Here is an 18,188-nt window from a genome sequence, read left to right on the forward strand (position 1 = left end):
CTCCTAGCAAGGTTGTTATGGTTAGCTGGTTGTACAGGGGTCCAGCCTGTGCAATCAGCGACTAAGCACTTCGATTTGAGTTATGTCTTTCTTTTTGCTCTCCTCATGGTCGTGGTAAATCTCTGTTAACAGGACGCAGGTTCTCATCGTCCCTGTTCTGTGGTTCAGCCTGTTTAAGCTCGGGTTGCACGTCGCGATTTAGCAAGCTCTCTTCAGTCGCGCGTACGCTGGCCATCAGTTTGGGATCGCTGACTTTAAAGGTGTGTTCGTCACGTTTAGTGATGTTACGAACAACGCCGGAATAAAGTACGCGGTTGATAGCTGTCGGCTCCCCGGTTAGCACTGTCTTGTCACCACTGCGCCATGCAGTCAGCTCAGCAGCCAGGTCGTTGTTATAACGATCAGCTTTGCTGTCAGGTGCAGCATAAATCTCAACCCTGTCACCGAAGTCATTAACTGCAGGTTTACCATCACGCAGGTAGCTGACGGTGCCGTCACGAAGAAGGCGCGTCTCATGCTCGCTGGATTTAAAGGTCGTGACATCTTCACCCGGACCAAAATGGATAATGGCATTCGGTTCCGGCCATGCATTTTTATGCTGACGGGCGTTACGCTTCTCCCTGTAGGCCCAGCCGCGCATCTGGCTGATGGCTGCAACGTCACCCTGCAGCGCTTCACGTTCAACCCATGACGTCCAGCTGAGCGGACGGCCGGCGCCACTGTCTTTGAGTAGCTGTCTTTCTTCACGCAGCTGCAGGCGCAATTCTGCCATAGCCTTCATCTTCTCAAACTCGGCAACGCGGTACATCAGCTTGCGCATCAGCGGATCGCGGACGCTCTCACGAACGCGCGCTTTGGCCATCACGCAGTGCGAAGCAATCTGCCGGAATCGTTCACCGGCGCGCAGGTCTGGTTTCTCCCAGCCAGCGCGGTAAGCGTCATAGCGAGCACGAAGAATGTCGCGCGCGATCGCACGGGCTTCACGGCGCTCGCGGCGCACTTCCTGATCGCGTACGTGCAGCTGCGGCATGTAGCTGATGTCCATCCCGAGCATCCCGTCTTCCGGTCGGTCTGGATTGTAAACCGGCGGCGCAGACTGATACTCCCCACACCGACGAGTCATCTCAGGCAGACTGATGGCCGGATGCACGTCTGAGGCTTTAACGCTTACGCCCTCAGGATTGAAGAGATCGTAAATCGCCAGGCCGCCACTCTGCTCGCGCACGCCGAGGCCCTTCGTGTATAGCATATTGTGGAGCATGTCCCAGCTGAGGTTATCCTGCTCCACAACGGCTGTGATCTTCTCACGTGTCTCGCGAACGGCATAGCCGTGCAGGCTTTCCTTGTCCGAGAAAATTTCTCGCTTAGCCGCACCCTGTGGCGCAGAAGGCATGTCCCGCTTAGTGCGATGAAGATCGCCATAGTCGTCCATATGCCAGCTGCCATTATCGACTTTAAAGCCCAGCTCACGCTCAAGTACGCGGCAGCACTTTTGCAGCGTATCGGCATCGTTCCACATATTCTGCGCGCGGAAGGTTATCGGATGAACACGGTTGGCTGACACGTGGCAATGCACGTTGTCTGTGTCGCGGTGAATGGCAGCCACATACTGATGATCTTCCATACCCAGCTGCTTCATGCTGTAGCGAACAGAGCTGAAAATTGCGTCTGGTGACGGCTCTTCATCACTCTGCCAAGAGAGGATAAAGTGATAGACAGCATCCTTACAGCGGCGGTTCTGCATCGCCGTCATGTTCATTTCTGACGCTGCAGATTCAAGTGACCAGCAGTTGGTTTCGCACAGCACTTCACCGGAAAGCACGCGTTGAATGCCCTCAGGTGAAATGCTGATAATTTTTGATGCAGGTGAGGATTTTTTGCGACCAACGTAGTCAACGAGCTGGCCAAAACCGGGCGTTGATACGTACTCAGTGGCAGGCGTATGCGCGTCAGCAGGAGGCGCTAAAGATTCAGAGTTTTTATTTTCATCACGCGTGCTCACATAGCTGACCAGCTTCCTGAAGCTGGTCTTTTTATCGCGGCGCTTTGGCGGAATGATGACATTCATCAGTCTGTAATTTCCTTTGCATCAACTGGCGTCATATCAAGTGCATTAAGTGCTCTTGCAATCTCAACAAGCACATCAGAGAACTGGCGACTCAGCTCTGTTGTCATGCCTTCCTGCATCTGTGTATAAAGATGCTTCTGGAGACCGCCGAGACGCTTAATCTCATTCATCATTCGGATGTCAGTTCGGACCTGAATGCGACGGTTGAGCGCGGTACGCCTGAGATACTCAGAAGTCGTCAGACCGGCAACGATTGCTTTATTGCTGATGGTTTCATATTCATCTTCAGAACACCGGAATTTTATCCATCGGTCCTTCTGACCAGCCTTACTTTTCGACATAACTCAACCTTAACTCGGGTCCGGGGTGTCGGGGCGAAGCCCTGACCAGGCGTTTTGGGAATCACTACCAGCGTGCTGGTTGTGGTCACAAAACATTTCCTGTCCGATGTTTTACACACATATTTTTATTTTGCCACTTAGCTGTTCAGAAGTAAACCGGCGTCATGTGGAGTGGCGGGGTGGAAATTTATCTAGAAAACCAGCAGAATCATGGCTTTCCCAATTAGAAGGATATTTATAAATGGCAGCACGTAATGTTTTCACACAGCAGGAACTTGACGAGGCCCGCAGCAAACTGGAACAACTACCAGATTTGACACCGCAGCGCATTACCAGAGCGGCTGCACTGGAAAACCTGAAGGAAACTATTTTGATGCTGGCGAAAGAGAAAGGTTACACCGCTGCTGATATCAAATCTGCGTTAGATGCTATGGAGTTTAAGTTCAGCGAAAAAGCCATTGCAGCGGTAATTAATGAAGACAGTGGAAGTAAAAAAAGCCGTCCTCGCAAATCTGGATCGGCACAACCCAGGAATCAGTATGGCGATAGCCAGAAGGTCTGATAAAAATCAGGCGGCTCAGGAACTCTCCTGCTTGCCGCCCGTATTTTATCACCAGTCGTGTACAGAGAACCCTGTCAGTACTTCAGCGTCTTGGTCAAAATGGATCAGTGAAACGCGCATTTTCTCAGCCAGTATCGTGAGGATGTTACAGAACTCTTCTTAAAGGCCTTGCGACTTAAGCCATGTTATTGAATCAGGGCGAGCTGTCAGACGTAAAAGGTAGCCGCCTGAAGTTTGATGAATCCATGTCCACGAATTATCCAGGCCATCGATATGATCGCAAAGCGACAGTAAAAACTCAGCATCCATGTATCGCATATGACGGGTACTCAGCATCACGCAGCGATAGATTTCTGGCTCATGGGTAACGCTCATTGCAATTTCTGTTGTATCCATATTTGAAACCGCCCCGCAGGGCGGCCCTCCTTATCAGGTGTTAATTTCTTCTGAAACGGTGGTCATGAACTGCTGCCACAGGTGAAACGGCATTGCAGGTACGCGCGCGCGAGCACCGCGTTTAAACGCATTTACAAACGCTCTTGCCTGTGCGACGATTTGCGGGTCAAATTTCATATTGAGTCCTCACTCATGTTGTTTGATGATCGCCGGAGAACTGCAATTCTCCGGCGTTGTAACGGGCGGATTTATTCCGCCCTGTTGCTCTCTTTCTTCACCTCCTTAGCGCCCTGTAGTGCGCATCTCATCCCACAAAACTCATGCTGTGTTGCCCTTCATACCGGGCAGCAGAGACATCAGATTTAACGATGGTCACATCAGGCTCAGATTCAAAAAACCACTTCCTCTGACGCGGCTTTGCTTTTTTCCGTCCTGACCTTCGCGGCAAGGGCAAAGGAGCAACGGCAGCCGACCGGACACATGGGCGTCACCGGAGGCCGCAGCGCAAGCGAGCCGGTTTTTGGCGAGTGCGAACGGGCGAGGAACGGCGAAGCGTACCCATGAGGGAGGGCGGATGACGGTGCTACGACCAGCCCTCCGCGCAGGGCATGACGGGAAAGGGGCGGCGTCAGTAAGGGGTTGGCTGTTGCGCCAGTCGCCGCTCTGATGAGACGGGGACCTGTTCCGGCTCATCAGAGTGGCGCGGTGCCCCGTCAGGGGCAGGCGCCCGGCCGTTGACGTTGACGTTGACGTTGACGTTGACCTGGCTTTTGTGATGCAGACAGTTTCGAGTAAACAGAAACTGAAACAGATTAATCAGCGAAAAAAAGCCGGTGCGTAAGCACTGGCTCTCTGGCTGTTTTTAAGTTCGATACTGGCGGCATCAGCAGGTTCGTCACTGTCATACAGTCCCGTCTGGACTGCAAGCAGCAGCATGGAAGACGCAGCGACGGCAGATCGGCTGAAGCTATCAGCATCAAAGATGCAGCCTGCCGGAACCGGCTTAAAGCGCGTAAGCTCCTGCATTGATGGAAGCTCAGAACCTGTCTGTGTGTAATTTGCAGAGTGCATAAAATGATTTTTGCCTGAGCAACTATTCTCCGGCCCAACCGGAGCAGGTGACGGAAAGCGGCAGGGGCAGCCCCCTGCCGCTTTCCGTATCGGATTCAGTTATTAACAACTAATTTTTAGATTTCATGACGGTCTCGCAGCGCATCGAGATACGCGAGACCGATACTGGTAGGAGTAAAAGGCTATGTTTCACCCTGGCATACCCTGTCGTATGCCAGAATAGTCGTGGCTCTTTCTGTTCGCTTAAACTTCTGTTGAACCGATCCACACGTTATCGAGATAAGCCTCTGCCCCGTACTCCATTCCTTGCGGCTGCACCTCAGCCAGTAGTTCATGTGTCCAGCCCTTTTCTGGCGCATCCTGACTGTGAATCACCGTTCCTTCCAGGGTCTTAATAACAAGCTTATTGTCCTTGAGAGGCGTCAACATATCCGGCTCGCCTGGCTGTTGATTTGTTATGTAGTACATAGCTCATCCTTAGATGTTGTTACCTTTCAGAGGTAAACGGATTATTCCGGCGCGCCTGTTCTGGCAGCCCTTTGCATAGCATGATCGAGGCTATAGATAAAATCATCTTCAACGCTCCAGCAGGAATAAAAAATATCATCACCCTTCCAGATCAGCGCCTCCGTATAGACGCCATCTTCAGTCACTTCCAGACGGTAGCCGGGTTTCAGTACCCAGCGGCGAGCAATTCTACGCACCTTATCCGCAATCTCTGGATGCACATCGTCGGCAATAGTTAGCGCCGTTTCGGCGGCTGGCTGGCTTTCAACTGACTCTTGCGAAGAACCTGGCGCTTTCGGTTTAGCGTAATAGGCCAGTTCGCGCCCCAGCTCAAAGCTGAAATCAGATTCATAATTCCACTTATGTCAGCGCCAGTGATATAAGACTTTAATTCACCATTCGGGTTGTCCGCTCTACCCGTCATGCGGTTTCCTTAAGGTTCCCACACCGAAAAGGATTCCAGCATGCTGAGCAGAGAGGACTTTTTCATGATAAAGCAAATGCGCCAACAGGGTGCTTACATTGTCGATATCGCAACACAGGTCGGATGTTCCGAAAGAACCGTCAGGCGATATCTCAAATACCCTGAGCCCCCGGCCCGTAAAACACGCCATAAAATGGCAAAACTCAAGCCGTTCATGGATTACATCGACATGCGGCTGGCGGAAAACGTCTGGAACAGCGAGGTCATTCTCGCCGAAATTAGGACGATGGGGTACACCGGCGGGCGCTCTATGCTGCGCTATTACATCCAGCCCAAACGTAAAATGCGGCCCTCAAAGAAAACCGTGCGCTTCGAAACCCAGCCCGGTTACCAGCTGCAGCACGACTGGGGAGAAGTGGAAGTCGACGTGGCCGGGCAGCGATGCAGGGTGAACTTCGCCGTCAATACGCTGGGGTTCTCCCGCCGCTTCCACGTCTTTGCCGCGCCAAAACAGGACGCTGAGCACACATACGAGTCGCTGGTGCGCGCCTTCCGCTACTTTGGCGGCAGCGTGAAAACCGTGCTTGTCGATAACCAGAAAGCCGCCGTGCTGAAAAACAGTAACGGCAACGTGGTGTTCAACGCCGGCTTCCTGCTACTGGCCGACCACTATGGCTTCCTGCCGCGGGCGTGCCGCCCTCGCCGGGCCCGGACTAAAGGTAAGGTTGAGCGGATGGTGAAATATCTCAAGGAGAACTTCTTCGTCCGCTACCGGAGGTTCGACAGCTTTCCCCATGTCAATCAACTCCTGGAGCAGTGGATAGCAGATGTGGCTGACAGGCGTGAACTTCGCCAGTTCCGGGAGACGCCTGCAGAGCGCTTCGTTGTTGAACAAACACATCTGCAGCCACTGCCAGCAACCGACTTCGATACCAGCTACTTCGATATCCGGCACGTGTCCTGGGATGGCTACATCGAGGTTGGCGGCAACCGCTACAGCGTGCCCGAGTCGCTGTGTGGTCATCCGGTCTCGATCCGGATCTCGCTGGATGACGAGCTGCGGATCTACAGCAACGAAAATCTGGCCGCGACCCACCGGCTCAGCGGGGCTTCATCGGGCTGGCAGACAGTGCCGGAGCACCATGCTCCGCTGTGGCAACAGGTCAGTCAGGTTGAGCACCGGCCCCTGAGCGCGTATGAGGAGCTGCTGTGATGTACGAACTGGAAACACTGCTGAACCGCCTGAAAATGGAACACCTGAGCTATCACGTTGAAAATCTGCTTGAGCAGGCAGCAAAGCAGGAACTGAACTACCGGGAGTTCCTGTGTATGGCGCTGCAGCAGGAGTGGAGCGGGCGGCACCAGCGGGGAATGGAGGCCCGGCTGAAGCAGGCGCGCTTGCCGTGGGTGAAAACGCTGGAGCAGTTCGACTTCAGCTTCCAGCCGGGCATAGACCGGAAGGTCGTCCGTGAGCTTGCAAGTCTGGCGTTCGTGGAGCGCAGTGAAAACGTGATCCTGCTGGGCCCGCCGGGCGTGGGGAAAACGCATCTGGCGGTCGCTCTGGGAGTCAAAGCCGCGGATGCGGGCCACCGGGTGCTGTTCATGCCGCTGGACAGGCTGGTTGCCACGCTGATAAAGGCGAAGCAGGAAAATCGTCTTGAACGTCAGCTGCAGCAACTGAGTTATGCGCGGGTGCTTATCCTGGATGAAATAGGTTATCTGCCAATGAACCGTGAGGAGGCGAGCCTGTTCTTCCGGCTGCTGAACCGCCGGTATGAAAAAGCGAGCATCATCCTGACGTCAAACAAAGGGTTCGCCGACTGGGGCGAAATGTTCGGAGATAACGTGCTGGCGACGGCGATCCTGGACCGTCTGCTGCACCACTCAACGACGCTGAACATAAAAGGAGAAAGCTACCGGTTGAAAGAGAAACGCAAGGCCGGGGTGCTGGCAAAAAGCGCAACGCCAATCAGTGATGTTGAAATGGTGGAAAGCGGACAGCGTTAATGACCAACAGCGGACAATGAAAATGGTGAAAAACGGTCAGTAATCTTGGCGTTGACACTTACGCCACATCTGGCCGCTGTCGGTGCGGATCGTGATTTGGGTAGAACCATAGGCATCATTATTTAAAGAGACTTGTACCCCTTTCGGTACGTCGAATCCGTCAACTGTCGCGCGGATCTGAGCCTCATTCATAACATCCTGGGCGGCGGCTTCGGTTATTTTTTTTGCGCGCATTTCTTCGCGACGACGACCGTAGTATTCCGACACGTCTTTATCAGTTGTTGCGTGTACGGCTTCCAGCGCCGCAAGCATTCCGGCCTTAGTTCGTTGCGCCTGAAAAGCTCTTGGGGCAATTTCCTCTACTGATTCCGTGGTAACGCCATCAACCAGCCCGATGGAAACGTGGGACATCAGCTGGTAAGCGAGATATCTTTTGATCTCACTCAGTCGGGCTCGTCGATTTGTAGTGAGTGTACGGATTGCATGAGCCGTGATTGCGCGAACATGCGTAGCGGCTTTAATGCGGGTGATGTCGACCTGCGTTCCTGATTCGGTTTTAGTCATAATAAGACTCCCTCTGAAGAATTAATGATCTGGCCTGGCGCCACTCTTTGCCCGAAATGCCCTTCTCTGACGCGGGCTTTTTCTTTCCGTCCCGGCCCTTCGCGGCAAGGGCAAAGGAGTAACGGCAGCCGACCGGAGCATGGGCGTCACCGGAGGCCGCAGCGCAAGCGAGCCGGTTTTGGGCGAGTGCGAACGGGCGAGGAACGGCGAAGCGTACCTATGCGGGAGGGCGGATGACGGTGCTACGACCAGCCCTCCGCGCAGGGGCGAGGGCGGAACGCAGAAGCGCGTCAGAAGGGAAGTTTCAGACCGCCCCGCGGGCTGGCCTTTTAGTCACGGCGCTTTTGCCGGGACGGTGAACGCGACGGCGCAGCCGTCTGCGGCCGTTGACCTTCGCCATCAGACCGAAACCGCTTGCGGCCGGAACCCGTCAGGGGTCCGGTGGCGCTTGCCGGCTTGCCGGTTAGCGACATAGGGCTTGACGACCCGGCTTTGCCGGGGAGCCGGAGGGGGCGCCATGCCCTTGGTATTGAATTTGCTTTTAACGTGATCTCAATACCGTAAATGCGGAATGGAATACCCGATGCCCGGCCAGATAACGCCATACGCCGGATCACACGAAAGGGGACGGGGATAGATGGTGCGTCAGCACCAACTTTGTCCGGCCCGGAGGGCCGGGGTTCTGCTCCTGAGGGCCGCAGTGAGCATAAAAAAACCGCGCCGGGGAGCGCGGTTTATATGAAGATCAGTTGCGGATTATGATTATACGGCCCCATCCTGAGCGGAAGACGCTACGATTCCAGGATGCAAACGCACGCCGGAAACATCTGTAGTTTCTCGCGCTTTGTGCAGATCGCAGGCGGCCTGCATGGATAGCCAGAGCCGCGCTGCAATACCCAGCCCCGCCTCCAGTCTTACAGCCATTTCAGGGCTGACGGACGCTTTACCGCTTGCAACTTTGCTCAGGGATGCCGCTGAAACACCCAGCTGTCTGGCCAGGCTGCGCAGGCTGATGTCATTATCTTCCAGATATTCCTCTATCAGGCCGCCAGGGTGCGGCGGGTTAAACATTGCCATCAGTGGTAATCCTCCAGGTTGAGAATGTATGCATCACCGTCTGTAAATTCGAATGTGATGCGCCAGTTTGCTCTGACCGTAATTGAATACAAATTTTTTTTGTCGCCCTTCAGGGGATGGAAACGAAAGCCGGGATAGTTTCTGAATTCATCCGTCGAAACCGCTTCATCAATCACCAGCAGGCGCAGCCTGATGCGTTCTGCGTCTTTAGACTGCACGCCGCTCGCATCACCTTTTTCATAAAGCTTCTGTAACCCCTTATGCTTCCAGCTTTTAATCACGATCGCGCTCCATGTTTCGTCATGGGAAACATTATATCATGTGTTTCGCGAAAGGAAACACCTCTATTTTATTTTTCACTGCGGGCAATCCCTAGTTTGTTGGGAATCAGCCAGCGATTCATTTCTTGCTGATCAGAGTCCATATGCAGCGCGCGCAACTGAATTTCCCCGGCGACCTCACAGGCGGCATCATTCGCGTATAGCTGCAGGGTCTCAAGTCCGATTAGCGACGGAAACCGACGCGACCAGGCTGCAATCATATTTTTTAGATCATATTCCGGCACAGAGTTACACCAGGCCTCAAACCAGTCGCGCAGCGTGTCCGGCATGCGGAAAGCCAGCTCCGTTTCTGCCTGACGGATGCAGTTCTCCAGCTGGCGTTCCCGGTAGTCCTCCGCCTGCTTATCGCGTCGCGCCGCGCGATTCGCGCTTTTTTGAATCCGATGTTCTGAGCGTTCTGACCTGCGAAAAGCTGCCTCAGGAAACAGAACCGTTGCCAGCTCTCCCGGCAGCGGCAGTGGGCACACTTCCCCCGCAGTGCTAAGAAAAATATCAAGCGCGCTTTCCCATTCAAGCAGCGGTGCGCGCTTTTCGCGCGGCCGCAGGTAAATGCCTTGTATGCGGTTCAGAGCCTGAATGCTGATGCGGCTCCCGCCGCTCAGCTGCTTCATAAACGCGGCTGCGTAGGGATGACGGGCAAGACGCGCGCCTTTCTGTTGTGCGTGTTCAACCGCTGCAATCGCCTGAAGCGCGGCCTGTCGTTCGGGCAGAAGCGGCACCAGTGCCAGTGAGGTCGGGATCATGCAGCGTGTCCCCCCATCCGCATCGCGGCGACAAGCTCGCCGTCGCCAGTGAAGCCTGCCCGCGTGTACTCTGCGATTTTTAAAAGCTTCGCCTGTAGCGCTACCGGATCGAGCTCGTCGCTCACGTACAGGCGCAGACGGCTGCGGGTTCGGCTATCTGCGACCACCGCACACCACACGGGCCAGCAGGCAGACGGACTTACCAGCTCTACAGCAACGCCGCTCGCATCAGGTTGCGTCAGACGGAGGTGAACCGGGTGCGCCCCGCCCCACTCGCCGCGCATCTCGCAGTCCATACGCCAGCTGTCAGACAGTTGCAGCGCGCTGTGTACCAGACCGCTCATTTTCAGCCGGGCTGCTTCACCGTTTCCGCACAGGTCTTCAAGATCGAAGCCCGTCAGGGTCTTCAGCATATCCGTGGTAAGGGGTTGAGTTTGTTTCATGGTTAAGGTGCTCTGTTCCGGGTTCTGGTATGTTCCGGCCTGCCGGGCAGGCCGGAACGGTTTTATCAGTCAGGCCTGTTACTCAGGCTTGTAAGCGACCAGGCGCACCACGGAAACGCCGGTGCCGGTAAACATGCCCTGATGAACGCCGGACCAGCTACAGTCCCAGCCCGGAAGCAGGTCTTTGCGATCGCTGCCTGCGGGCAGAATGGCCGTAAGGCGCCCGCCGTCTTTAACCAGTCCCGCCGCCGCATTCAGATGCGCCACAGCACGCCCTTCGCTGTAAGGCGGGTTCATCACCACCACATCAAACCGCTGATCGGTCACCGGCGCCCACTCCAGAAAATCGGCTTCGATCACGTTGTGCCCTTTTGCTTCCAGCACGCGGCACCGCAGTGCGGAGACCTCAACGCAGGTCGTTTGCGCCTTCGGCATCAGGTCGGCAAGCCCGCCCATGCCCGCGCTAGGCTCAAGGCAGCTTTCTCCCTCCTGAATGGCGACCTCATCAAGCAGCATTTCGGCCAGAATGGCGGGCGTCGGGTAAAACTGATGAGACTTAACCTCAGGCAGCGCTCCGCTAATCAGGACGTCCTGAATAGCCGCCGTCGGGTCGTAATCGAATTCAAACCAGCTGAAGGCGTTTTTAAACATTTTCACGCCGCCCAGGCTTATCAGGACGTTTTCCGCCTGCTCACGCGCGGCTTTGTCCGGGTCATAGCCGCTAAAACGGCGGTTGTATGGGTTTGTGGTAACGGGCTGGCGCGGTTCCGTTGAGCGGTAACCCCGCACCGGTTCCGTACGCTCTTGCTCCAGGCCTCCCAGCTCGCTCAGCACGGAAAACGGCAGCAGATCGGCGCGCAGATCAAAGGCTTTTTGCTTCGTACGCGGCTTTTCGCGGTAGCTGGCGGGGATCGCGGCAGGGTGTAGAAAAGCCAGGATGTCATTTAAACGCCACGACATATCAGGATGGATTTCCAGATGAATGGTCCCTTTCTGAAAGGCTTTCACGCGCAGCGTTCCGCCGTCGATGTTTACCCATTCCCCGGCGCGCTCACGCGCGATGCCCAGAATTTTATTAGTGGTGTTCAGGCTAGTTGCATCACGGCCCATAAACTTCGCAATTACTTTGCGCAGATCGTCCACAAAGCCGGTGCGCTCGTAATTACACATGCCCCACTGATCAAACATGCATTCGATAATCATGCGCTTGCTAAAGCCTTCAGGCCGGTTCGTCACATGACTACGCGAGAGGCTGCGAAAAATGCCGTCGACACGCTCGGAAAAGAATTTCTGCCGGGAGAAAAGCAGCTCTGAGAGCGTCGCGCGCACGGCGTTTTCCTCGAAATCCGGCGCTTTCATCTCGCGGATCTGGTCGTTCCACTCGTTGCGGCGCTCATTGGGCATGTACTCGTAAACGTCAGTCAGGCTCAGCGCCTTCTGCCAGAACTTGGCATTCAGCGACGCCACCGCGCCAGGCAGATCAAAAAGCTGGCCTACCGGCGGCACGTGGTAGCCGCGGCTGTTATGCAGGTTACCGTTCAGAAAATGCGCGACAGCTTCGCTGTTTCCGCCGCCGCGAACCGTGGCGGAAATATCGGTTAACTTTGTGCGCATGTAGCGGTAATGGCCTAACAGGCCATCAATCAGATCGGTCTCTGCAGGGGCGAAGAATGAATCTGTGATGACGTCTCCGGCAGCGGTGTCCGACACGTGTGCGGCGGTTGCGGCAGGGGTGACGTTTACGAGAGTGTTTTGCATGGCATGGCTCCTTACATCCGGCTGAGTAATGCAGCGAGTGCTGCGATCCCGAAAAGGCCTTCTCTGACGCGGGTTTTATCTTTCCGGTCTGGCCTTTCGCGGCGAAGGGCAAAGGAGCAATGACGGGCGACCGGACACATGGGCGTCACCGGAGGCCGCAGCGCAAACGAGCCGGCTTTATGGCGAGTGCGAACGGGCGAGGAACGGCGAAGCGAACCCATGCGGGAGGGCGAGCGGCAGTGCTACGAAAAGCCCTCCGCGAAAGACCGGGCCGGAAGGCAGTAAAATCCGTCAGAGACCGCCCTGGCGGTCTGCCCTGGAGCCCCGGCGGCTTCTCTGCCGGGGCGGTGAGCGCACCGGCGTAAGCCGGTTGCAGGGTTTGACCTTCGCCATCAGACTCTAGCCGCAGGCCCGAAACCGCCTGCGGGTTCGGCGGAGCTTACCGGCTTTGCCGGTTAGCGGAGTGAGGCTCGACGAGCCGGCACAGCCGGGGAGCCGGAGGGGGCCAGAGAGGTTATTGAATTAATGTTTTTTTTGGTAATCTGAGTGTTTTCTAGAGATTCTGTTTTAAAAATGAAATATCCATGCTCGAACTGCTTATTAACAACTCTCTTTGCTATGGTAATATCGCTAGAAGCATTGATTATAGCAAAATCATCACTTTCCTTTTTAAAGAAATCAAACTCTTCTTGTGTTGCATACATATTCGAACAGGAAATATAGTAAATCGGCAAGCAAATTATTAAAATCACCACTCCCGCAACATAGAATGGCATATAAGAACCTTTGCTTCCAAGGCTCTCTTTTATACTAATATCTTCCTTCAACCGCTCATTGCCATGAGCCACTACATATATCACTCCTCTCTTTAGATATGATCCTATCAACACCAAAGTGTATAAAAGCGCCAAAACAATGGATAGCAACTTACTAAACGGCTCTATAAAGAAATAAATGACCATATAAAGAGATATAAATATCAGAGTCAATGATATTTTCTTCTTTTTCAATCCTTTTAATTTAAGTACAGAAATAGCTAATAAGCCCCCCAAAATTACGCCACCAAAGTATTTCAAAAAACCGATTGCAGCCAGCGTCAAAGAAAAAATATCTATTGATAATAAACTGATAGGAATATCATAAAACTGCGCTTTAGCTTCAATCGCTAAGTAAGCAGAGAAGTATAAAAAACCAGATATTATTGCCAGGGTATACCCCTCTTTCTCCCAAACTCTCATTACCATCTCCTTAAAATAAGCCCTTTGTAAATATTGGCAATACCAATATAAAATATAACTTAACTCAGATATAAAAAATTGAATAACCTTATACAAATGGGGCAATCTGCCTGCCCCTACCCTGTTTATTTCAATACATCAAAGATAGCAGTTGCTTCTATATGAGATTCAATATATCTCATTAATTGTCGATGGCGTTCACAATAATGTGTACAAAGTTCTTCTTCATCGTGACGCGCATACATCCAGCTACGGTGGTTCAACACTAAAGCTGTAATGATAATCCCGGCGGCTTCTGCGCTCACACCCAACTTGCTGTAGTTGCCTAGATTTGAAAAGTGCCAGCACGTATCTCCTTTCGGCTTCATAAACCCACCGCCGTCAGGAAGTTGCACAAATTCCCATACGCCTCTGTCATAGTCATCGATGTAGCGATCGGCATACAGATAAATATTAAGTTCTGCGCGCATGAAGTCGTCTGCAAAAAGAGCGGTAAGAAAACGCATTTTTGCAAAGCCATCAACAATGTTAGCTTGTTGGTACGTATGCTGTGCTGTGTTCATCAGAAACCTCCGCAGTCAGAATGGGTAACAGTTCCGGCCTGTGCCGTGACTGAATGACAGCCCGGCGGAAAGCGAAGTGTTCAGGAGCAACGCCGTAGGCCGCAGCGCAAGCGAGCGGGAGGCGGGATAACGGACGGCGGCGACGCGAAGTATGAGCGGAGGCGCGACGGGAGTCAGCCCGCCGGAGCGAGTGCGAACGGGCGAGGACGGTGAGCGAAGCGATCTCTTGAACACGCAGCGGCCGGGCTAAAGTGAAGTCACGACACTGGCCGCAGACCACACTTTTTTTGCCCCGCCGCAGGCGGCAAAGAAGCGGCGCGCAGCAACATCCTTATGGTTTGTACCTGTCCACAACCGGAGTGCACATCCGGCCCGATACCCTGTGGATAAACTGAGTCCCGCCCCATTCTGGCAGGACTTAAGTTCAGTGGTTGCTAATTAGTCAGATTTAGCGAAAGTGCTTCCGAATTTCTGCCGCGCGTCGGTAGAGAGTTACCAGGTCGTTATCGATCCCCTCAATCAGTAACCCCGTCATGCGCTGTTCCCTGCTGGCACCATGCCAGAGGTGGCGTGCCATCATGTCGCGCAGCCGCAGATGAAACTCATACAGAGACTCTTCCAGATCGGCCACATCGTCGGTCAGGGTGTTTTCAGGCATGTTCATAGTGGGTGTTGTCATATTTCTCTCTCCGTTATAATCAGGCGGCGCGCGCGGTGCGCTGAGCGTAAAGACGGCGCAGGCCGGCGGTGTGGTACTGTTCCAGCAGTTCGATTCCAATCCAGCGGCGGCCGCACTGGTCGGCAGCCACGCAGGTCGAGCCGCTTCCTGCGAAAGGGTCCAGAACCAGATCGCCGGGTTTTGTAAAAGTTTCGATTAGCGGCCGCAGGATGCTGAGCGGCTTTTCTGTTGGGTGGTGGCGGTTACCGGTGTATTCCCAGGGCATTACATCCGGTAGCGGTTTCGCCGGCAGCGGTGGGCGTCCCTTCGCCAGCAGGTAGGCACTTTCATGCTGATAGCCCACAAAGGCAGACTTTGAGGCATAAGGCTTGGTAAAGACCAGGTGGCCGACAACGCGAAAGCCCGCTTCCTTCCATGCCTGCATAAAGGTGTCCACGCGGTTCCAGCCATAGAAGCTCACAGCAAGGCTGTTATCTTTCAGCACTCGGTACATCTCCCGGCTCGCCGGCAGCACCCAGTCGCCGTTTACGTCATTGGCGATCGTGCGCCCGGATCGTTCCTTAAAGCCAACGAGGTAAGGCGGATCGGTGAGGATGAAATCAATGCTTTTGTCCGGAAAGCCGCCCATAACCTGTACGCTGTCGCCGTGCATGAATCGTGACATTTGCCGTGCTCCTGTGGATGAAGGGGGCACCCTCTGGTGCCGTGACCTCCACAAAGCCGGGCGACCAGCTGAGCAAACAGGGGCGGACGCGCAAGCCGCATGCGCCGCCGGAGCGGACTGAATGTCCCGCGTACGGCGGGGAACGGGTGAGCAGGCCGGCGACAGCTTCCCTTGTTTGCGAGGCCGCCAGGCTACCGTGAGGGCACGGCACCTTATGCCCGCCGGCGACGTCGCGTAGCAGAGGCGCCGGCCATAAAATGGAGCGCAGCGACGTCCTTTATGCGTGCGTCAGCACAAAATGAGCCGCCCGGCGGGCGGCATCCTTTTGTATCAGCGGAAATCCTTCCACCGTTCGCCACTGAGATCGCAGACCTCAGGGGCAGCTGGCTGGCCACTCACGGACCACGTATCCAGAAAACCCGGCGCGTTAAACAGCGCGGTTTCCGCATCGCCGAGTGGCACACGAGCTTTAGCCAGACATCACCGCAGCGGTATCGCCAGTAGCAGCCTTCGCTTTCCAGTGCGCCGCCTGGCCACCAGGCTTGCCCCATGTAGCCGCAGCCTGCCTCTGCCATGATTTCACTCTCAGCCTGCAGGAGGAAATGCACATCGAAACATTCCCCTCCCCGTTCCACCTGAAATGAGGCCAGCCATGTTTTCATGCTGTCTCCTCCCGACCCGCCAGAATCATCTCAGCGCAGTGGCGCAGGAAGTGCCAGCTGAGGCTTGTGTCAGCATCGAGCATCGCATCTGCCAGCGAGATAGCTGCCGTCACCTCTTCGGGTGTCAGGTCCGGCTCAATGTCCTCAAAGTCATCCGCTATCCAGAGATGCACCACGCAGGGCGTGGTCGGGTCAAAACGCGCCAGGTCAGCCATCAGTCTGGCGATAGTCAGTTCTCTTCTCATTCTCTTATCCGGCGGGCCGCGCCCGCCGCCTCTGATTCAGCCGCCGTAACTGGCTACGTTATCGATAATCCAGTCCGGACCGGTTACATCCCTGTAACCGTACTCATCCTCTTCTTCACTCCACTCCAGAGAAGCACAACATGCCTCTGTCTGAACGCCACTGCTGTAGGCTGCATAGCCGCAGTAATTACAACCGGATTCGGCATACCAGTGCTCAATGGTGACACCGTAACGGTGACTGAGTGCTTCAAGTACAGCCTCGCCCGGAGGCAACCAGGGCGTATCAAAATCGGCGTCAAAGGCGGTGCTGGTCACGTTCTCCAGCTCAAGGCCATGCGCGTGTGGCCATTTTGTGCCGCATCGCTCGGTAGTTTCCGAAAAGCCGTCCAGTACGCCTTCAAGCAAACGACCGTTATAGCCGTTAATTTCCACATCAAGGCGGGGAGGTATCAGCTGCAGCATGTCAAAAGGCGGAGCTTCAGCCGGCTCATAATCCTCTCGGCACAGGCGGTTCCATACCTCTGCGAGACTGTCGGAGCCAAATGCTGCTCGCCAGTCACCGGCTTTCTGTACCCAGAGAGCTGTGATAACCGCATGCTGCTCATCGCTCAGCATTTCCCACGGCCAGCTGCTGATGCTGCAGGCAAGCCACAGTGCCTGCAGCACCCTGCAGTTATCTTCCGTCAGCTCAGCCCCTTCTTTCAGGTACGCAAGCCACTGCGTATATGCCCGGTTTTCCGGCGTGTCGCTGCCGGAATTCAGTATTAGCGCCGGATAAGCCGAATATTGCATATCAGTAACCGGTCGCAGCACACCCGCGCACCCGGCGAGAAAAAGCTGTATCCCCTCCGCCGCGGCTCGCGCGTACGCCGGGCTGCCGTCGCCCGCAAAAAGTGTCCTGACTCGTTCGATATTGCTGCTGTTACCGCTAATCCGCAGCCGGTTTGCACACCAGTTCGGCATGACTGTCTCCTCCGTTAAGGGTTGCACGGCCTCACCTGCACCGTGCCGCCACGGCAGATGGGCGCAAAGCGGAGCAGGCAATGGGCGAAGGAGGAAGCCGCATGCGCCGCCGGAGCGGACTGAATGTCCCGCGATCGGTGGGGAACGGGTGACGAGAGAGGTGTAACGAACCCTTGCCTGCGCAGCGGCCCGTCTAAGGTGAAGGCACGGTGCAGCCCGACGAAACGGAGGGGGTATTCAGGGTGTTTTTATGACGGCCGGCGTCAGGCAGAGCCGTACGACGGAAACGGTGAAGGGAGCGAAGCGACAACATTCGGGAATGTTGTAAGTACTCGTTTTTCTTTGGCTGTGAAAATCAAGGCCGGGCGCTTATCATGTGAATATCATGCTTGTTCTACACAGAAGAGTTCAATGCGCATAGAAACTAAAAGACTGTTACGAAAGCTCCCTTATATCGGTTCATGGCACATGTTTCGGGTTATCTACTCGCAGGCAGAGCTGGAAAGACTGGAGGCAGAAGTAAAATCCTTGCAGGCTGATTATGACAGGCTCATAACGGAGGGCCCCGATGTGCTGGAAAAAACGCGTCAACAGAATCCTCGCGTATCCAGCGAATTACACATTCACGAGCTGGTACGCTTCCGTGCATCCCGTCTTAAGCAAGACATTGACCTGAAAATGTGGACGTTGCGGGATGCACGCAGATACGTTGAATAACCACAGTCATGCGGTTTGTTAAACCCTTCTACGCAGCTGCATTCACGCTGCTTTCGACGGGGCGACGCGCTGCAGCGATATCCCCGCAGCACGTGTTATCAACTAAACCAGTATATTTCCTGACAGGGAGCGGCCCAGCAGTTTAGATCGAAAGT

Annotated in this window: 24 protein-coding genes; 4 read left to right on the forward strand and 20 right to left on the reverse strand. The window is 54.8% G+C overall.

What is annotated here, in order from left to right; translation table 11 throughout:
- Positions 1–103: 103 nt before the first annotated feature.
- Positions 104–2,068 (reverse strand): TraI/MobA(P) family conjugative relaxase, encoded by a 1,965-nt coding sequence (traI, locus tag PVE98_RS23840; RefSeq protein ID WP_313052667.1) that lies wholly within the window; start codon positions 2,066–2,068, stop codon positions 104–106.
- Positions 2,068–2,409, reverse strand: a complete 342-nt coding sequence (mobA, locus tag PVE98_RS23845; RefSeq protein WP_313052665.1) for a plasmid mobilization protein MobA — start codon at positions 2,407–2,409, stop codon at positions 2,068–2,070. The genes traI and mobA overlap by 1 nt, the downstream gene beginning before the upstream one ends.
- A gap of 241 nt (positions 2,410–2,650) precedes the next feature.
- On the opposite strand from mobA, the gene PVE98_RS23850 reads away from it, so the two are divergent.
- Positions 2,651–2,971, forward strand: coding sequence for a hypothetical protein (locus PVE98_RS23850; protein ID WP_313052663.1), 321 nt, complete (start codon positions 2,651–2,653; stop codon positions 2,969–2,971).
- 159 nt (positions 2,972–3,130) lie between these two features.
- On the opposite strand, the gene PVE98_RS23855 is transcribed toward PVE98_RS23850, so the two are convergent.
- From PVE98_RS23855 to PVE98_RS23875, 5 genes are all read right to left on the reverse strand, one after another.
- Positions 3,131–3,367 (reverse strand): hypothetical protein, encoded by a 237-nt coding sequence (locus tag PVE98_RS23855; RefSeq protein WP_313052662.1) that lies wholly within the window; start codon positions 3,365–3,367, stop codon positions 3,131–3,133.
- A gap of 33 nt (positions 3,368–3,400) precedes the next feature.
- Positions 3,401–3,544 (reverse strand): succinate dehydrogenase flavoprotein subunit, encoded by a 144-nt coding sequence (locus PVE98_RS23860; protein WP_313052660.1) that lies wholly within the window; start codon positions 3,542–3,544, stop codon positions 3,401–3,403.
- A 639-nt stretch (positions 3,545–4,183) separates the two neighbouring features.
- Complete coding sequence (locus PVE98_RS23865) at positions 4,184–4,438, reverse strand: hypothetical protein (protein WP_313052658.1); 255 nt, start codon at positions 4,436–4,438, stop codon at positions 4,184–4,186.
- Positions 4,439–4,681: 243 nt separating this feature from the next.
- Positions 4,682–4,906, reverse strand: a complete 225-nt coding sequence (locus tag PVE98_RS23870; protein ID WP_313052657.1) for a hypothetical protein — start codon at positions 4,904–4,906, stop codon at positions 4,682–4,684.
- A 41-nt stretch (positions 4,907–4,947) separates the two neighbouring features.
- Positions 4,948–5,166 carry a hypothetical protein gene (locus PVE98_RS23875; protein ID WP_407568619.1) on the reverse strand — a complete coding sequence of 73 codons (219 nt, stop codon included), beginning with the start codon at positions 5,164–5,166 and terminating at the stop codon, positions 4,948–4,950.
- 243 nt (positions 5,167–5,409) lie between these two features.
- Between PVE98_RS23875 and istA the strand changes: the two genes are divergently transcribed.
- Positions 5,410–6,582 (forward strand): IS21 family transposase, encoded by a 1,173-nt coding sequence (istA, locus tag PVE98_RS23880; protein WP_004115503.1) that lies wholly within the window; start codon positions 5,410–5,412, stop codon positions 6,580–6,582.
- Entirely contained in the window at positions 6,582–7,376 is a 795-nt protein-coding gene (gene istB, locus PVE98_RS23885) for an IS21-like element helper ATPase IstB (protein ID WP_004115504.1), read from the forward strand. Before istA ends, istB begins: the two co-directional genes overlap by 1 nt.
- A gap of 36 nt (positions 7,377–7,412) precedes the next feature.
- Here istB and PVE98_RS23890 read toward each other — a convergent pair whose 3' ends face one another.
- The 13 genes from PVE98_RS23890 to PVE98_RS23950 form a co-directional block, all read right to left on the reverse strand.
- Positions 7,413–7,940, reverse strand: a complete 528-nt coding sequence (locus PVE98_RS23890) for a hypothetical protein (protein WP_407568620.1) — start codon at positions 7,938–7,940, stop codon at positions 7,413–7,415.
- Between the two features lie 762 nt (positions 7,941–8,702).
- A complete protein-coding gene (locus PVE98_RS23895; RefSeq protein ID WP_313052654.1) occupies positions 8,703–9,017 on the reverse strand; it encodes a HigA family addiction module antitoxin in 315 nt (104 codons plus the stop codon).
- A complete protein-coding gene (locus PVE98_RS23900) occupies positions 9,017–9,298 on the reverse strand; it encodes a type II toxin-antitoxin system RelE/ParE family toxin (RefSeq protein ID WP_313052652.1) in 282 nt (93 codons plus the stop codon). Before PVE98_RS23900 ends, PVE98_RS23895 begins: the two co-directional genes overlap by 1 nt.
- A 68-nt stretch (positions 9,299–9,366) precedes the next feature.
- Positions 9,367–10,101 carry a plasmid SOS inhibition protein A gene (locus PVE98_RS23905; protein ID WP_313052650.1) on the reverse strand — a complete coding sequence of 245 codons (735 nt, stop codon included), beginning with the start codon at positions 10,099–10,101 and terminating at the stop codon, positions 9,367–9,369.
- Positions 10,098–10,544 carry a conjugation system SOS inhibitor PsiB family protein gene (locus tag PVE98_RS23910; RefSeq protein ID WP_313052649.1) on the reverse strand — a complete coding sequence of 149 codons (447 nt, stop codon included), beginning with the start codon at positions 10,542–10,544 and terminating at the stop codon, positions 10,098–10,100. Before PVE98_RS23910 ends, PVE98_RS23905 begins: the two co-directional genes overlap by 4 nt.
- 78 nt (positions 10,545–10,622) lie before the next feature.
- The gene (locus tag PVE98_RS23915) at positions 10,623–12,302 is read right to left on the reverse strand and encodes a DUF4942 domain-containing protein (protein ID WP_407568621.1); all 1,680 of its coding nucleotides are present in this window, start codon (positions 12,300–12,302) and stop codon (positions 10,623–10,625) included.
- Positions 12,303–12,757: 455 nt separating this feature from the next.
- A complete protein-coding gene (locus PVE98_RS23920) occupies positions 12,758–13,540 on the reverse strand; it encodes a hypothetical protein (RefSeq protein ID WP_313052645.1) in 783 nt (260 codons plus the stop codon).
- Between the two features lie 125 nt (positions 13,541–13,665).
- A complete protein-coding gene (locus PVE98_RS23925; protein WP_313052644.1) occupies positions 13,666–14,103 on the reverse strand; it encodes an antirestriction protein in 438 nt (145 codons plus the stop codon).
- A gap of 448 nt (positions 14,104–14,551) precedes the next feature.
- Complete coding sequence (locus PVE98_RS23930; protein WP_048780981.1) at positions 14,552–14,782, reverse strand: hypothetical protein; 231 nt, start codon at positions 14,780–14,782, stop codon at positions 14,552–14,554.
- A 19-nt stretch (positions 14,783–14,801) separates the two neighbouring features.
- Positions 14,802–15,446 (reverse strand): DNA methyltransferase, encoded by a 645-nt coding sequence (locus tag PVE98_RS23935; RefSeq protein WP_407568622.1) that lies wholly within the window; start codon positions 15,444–15,446, stop codon positions 14,802–14,804.
- 395 nt (positions 15,447–15,841) lie between these two features.
- Positions 15,842–16,108 (reverse strand): hypothetical protein, encoded by a 267-nt coding sequence (locus tag PVE98_RS23940; RefSeq protein WP_313052641.1) that lies wholly within the window; start codon positions 16,106–16,108, stop codon positions 15,842–15,844.
- On the reverse strand, positions 16,105–16,353 hold the full coding sequence (locus PVE98_RS23945; RefSeq protein WP_313052639.1) for a hypothetical protein: 249 nt from the start codon (positions 16,351–16,353) through the stop codon (positions 16,105–16,107). Before PVE98_RS23945 ends, PVE98_RS23940 begins: the two co-directional genes overlap by 4 nt.
- 36 nt (positions 16,354–16,389) lie before the next feature.
- Positions 16,390–17,316: a DUF1281 domain-containing protein gene (locus PVE98_RS23950; protein ID WP_313052637.1), complete on the reverse strand. Its 927-nt coding sequence runs from the start codon at positions 17,314–17,316 to the stop codon at positions 16,390–16,392.
- A 411-nt stretch (positions 17,317–17,727) separates the two neighbouring features.
- Between PVE98_RS23950 and PVE98_RS23955 the strand changes: the two genes are divergently transcribed.
- The gene (locus tag PVE98_RS23955; protein ID WP_313052636.1) at positions 17,728–18,033 is read left to right on the forward strand and encodes a hypothetical protein; all 306 of its coding nucleotides are present in this window, start codon (positions 17,728–17,730) and stop codon (positions 18,031–18,033) included.
- The last annotated feature ends 155 nt before the right edge of the window (positions 18,034–18,188 follow it).

It is taken from the genome of Pantoea sp. GABEPS69 (assembly GCF_045780835.1).
In the GTDB taxonomy this organism is placed as follows: Bacteria; Pseudomonadota; Gammaproteobacteria; order Enterobacterales; family Enterobacteriaceae; genus Pantoea; species Pantoea septica.

What these genes read in the sequence shown, in the direction of transcription:
- traI (WP_313052667.1), bottom strand. Translation starts at nt 2,068, where the DNA reads ATGAATGTCATCATTCCGCCAAAGCGCCGCGATAAAAAGACCAGCTTC.
- mobA (WP_313052665.1), bottom strand. Translation starts at nt 2,409, where the DNA reads ATGTCGAAAAGTAAGGCTGGTCAGAAGGACCGATGGATAAAATTCCGG.
- PVE98_RS23850 (WP_313052663.1), top strand. Translation starts at nt 2,651, where the DNA reads ATGGCAGCACGTAATGTTTTCACACAGCAGGAACTTGACGAGGCCCGC.
- PVE98_RS23855 (WP_313052662.1), bottom strand. Translation starts at nt 3,367, where the DNA reads ATGGATACAACAGAAATTGCAATGAGCGTTACCCATGAGCCAGAAATC.
- PVE98_RS23860 (WP_313052660.1), bottom strand. Translation starts at nt 3,544, where the DNA reads ATGAAATTTGACCCGCAAATCGTCGCACAGGCAAGAGCGTTTGTAAAT.
- PVE98_RS23865 (WP_313052658.1), bottom strand. Translation starts at nt 4,438, where the DNA reads ATGCACTCTGCAAATTACACACAGACAGGTTCTGAGCTTCCATCAATG.
- PVE98_RS23870 (WP_313052657.1), bottom strand. Translation starts at nt 4,906, where the DNA reads ATGTACTACATAACAAATCAACAGCCAGGCGAGCCGGATATGTTGACG.
- istA (WP_004115503.1), top strand. Translation starts at nt 5,410, where the DNA reads ATGCTGAGCAGAGAGGACTTTTTCATGATAAAGCAAATGCGCCAACAG.
- istB (WP_004115504.1), top strand. Translation starts at nt 6,582, where the DNA reads ATGTACGAACTGGAAACACTGCTGAACCGCCTGAAAATGGAACACCTG.
- PVE98_RS23890 (WP_407568620.1), bottom strand. Translation starts at nt 7,940, where the DNA reads ATGACTAAAACCGAATCAGGAACGCAGGTCGACATCACCCGCATTAAA.
- PVE98_RS23895 (WP_313052654.1), bottom strand. Translation starts at nt 9,017, where the DNA reads ATGGCAATGTTTAACCCGCCGCACCCTGGCGGCCTGATAGAGGAATAT.
- PVE98_RS23905 (WP_313052650.1), bottom strand. Translation starts at nt 10,101, where the DNA reads ATGATCCCGACCTCACTGGCACTGGTGCCGCTTCTGCCCGAACGACAG.
- PVE98_RS23910 (WP_313052649.1), bottom strand. Translation starts at nt 10,544, where the DNA reads ATGAAACAAACTCAACCCCTTACCACGGATATGCTGAAGACCCTGACG.
- PVE98_RS23915 (WP_407568621.1), bottom strand. Translation starts at nt 12,302, where the DNA reads ATGCAAAACACTCTCGTAAACGTCACCCCTGCCGCAACCGCCGCACAC.
- PVE98_RS23920 (WP_313052645.1), bottom strand. Translation starts at nt 13,540, where the DNA reads ATGAGAGTTTGGGAGAAAGAGGGGTATACCCTGGCAATAATATCTGGT.
- PVE98_RS23925 (WP_313052644.1), bottom strand. Translation starts at nt 14,103, where the DNA reads ATGAACACAGCACAGCATACGTACCAACAAGCTAACATTGTTGATGGC.
- PVE98_RS23930 (WP_048780981.1), bottom strand. Translation starts at nt 14,782, where the DNA reads ATGACAACACCCACTATGAACATGCCTGAAAACACCCTGACCGACGAT.
- PVE98_RS23935 (WP_407568622.1), bottom strand. Translation starts at nt 15,446, where the DNA reads ATGTCACGATTCATGCACGGCGACAGCGTACAGGTTATGGGCGGCTTT.
- PVE98_RS23940 (WP_313052641.1), bottom strand. Translation starts at nt 16,108, where the DNA reads ATGAAAACATGGCTGGCCTCATTTCAGGTGGAACGGGGAGGGGAATGT.
- PVE98_RS23945 (WP_313052639.1), bottom strand. Translation starts at nt 16,353, where the DNA reads ATGAGAAGAGAACTGACTATCGCCAGACTGATGGCTGACCTGGCGCGT.
- PVE98_RS23950 (WP_313052637.1), bottom strand. Translation starts at nt 17,316, where the DNA reads ATGCCGAACTGGTGTGCAAACCGGCTGCGGATTAGCGGTAACAGCAGC.
- PVE98_RS23955 (WP_313052636.1), top strand. Translation starts at nt 17,728, where the DNA reads ATGCGCATAGAAACTAAAAGACTGTTACGAAAGCTCCCTTATATCGGT.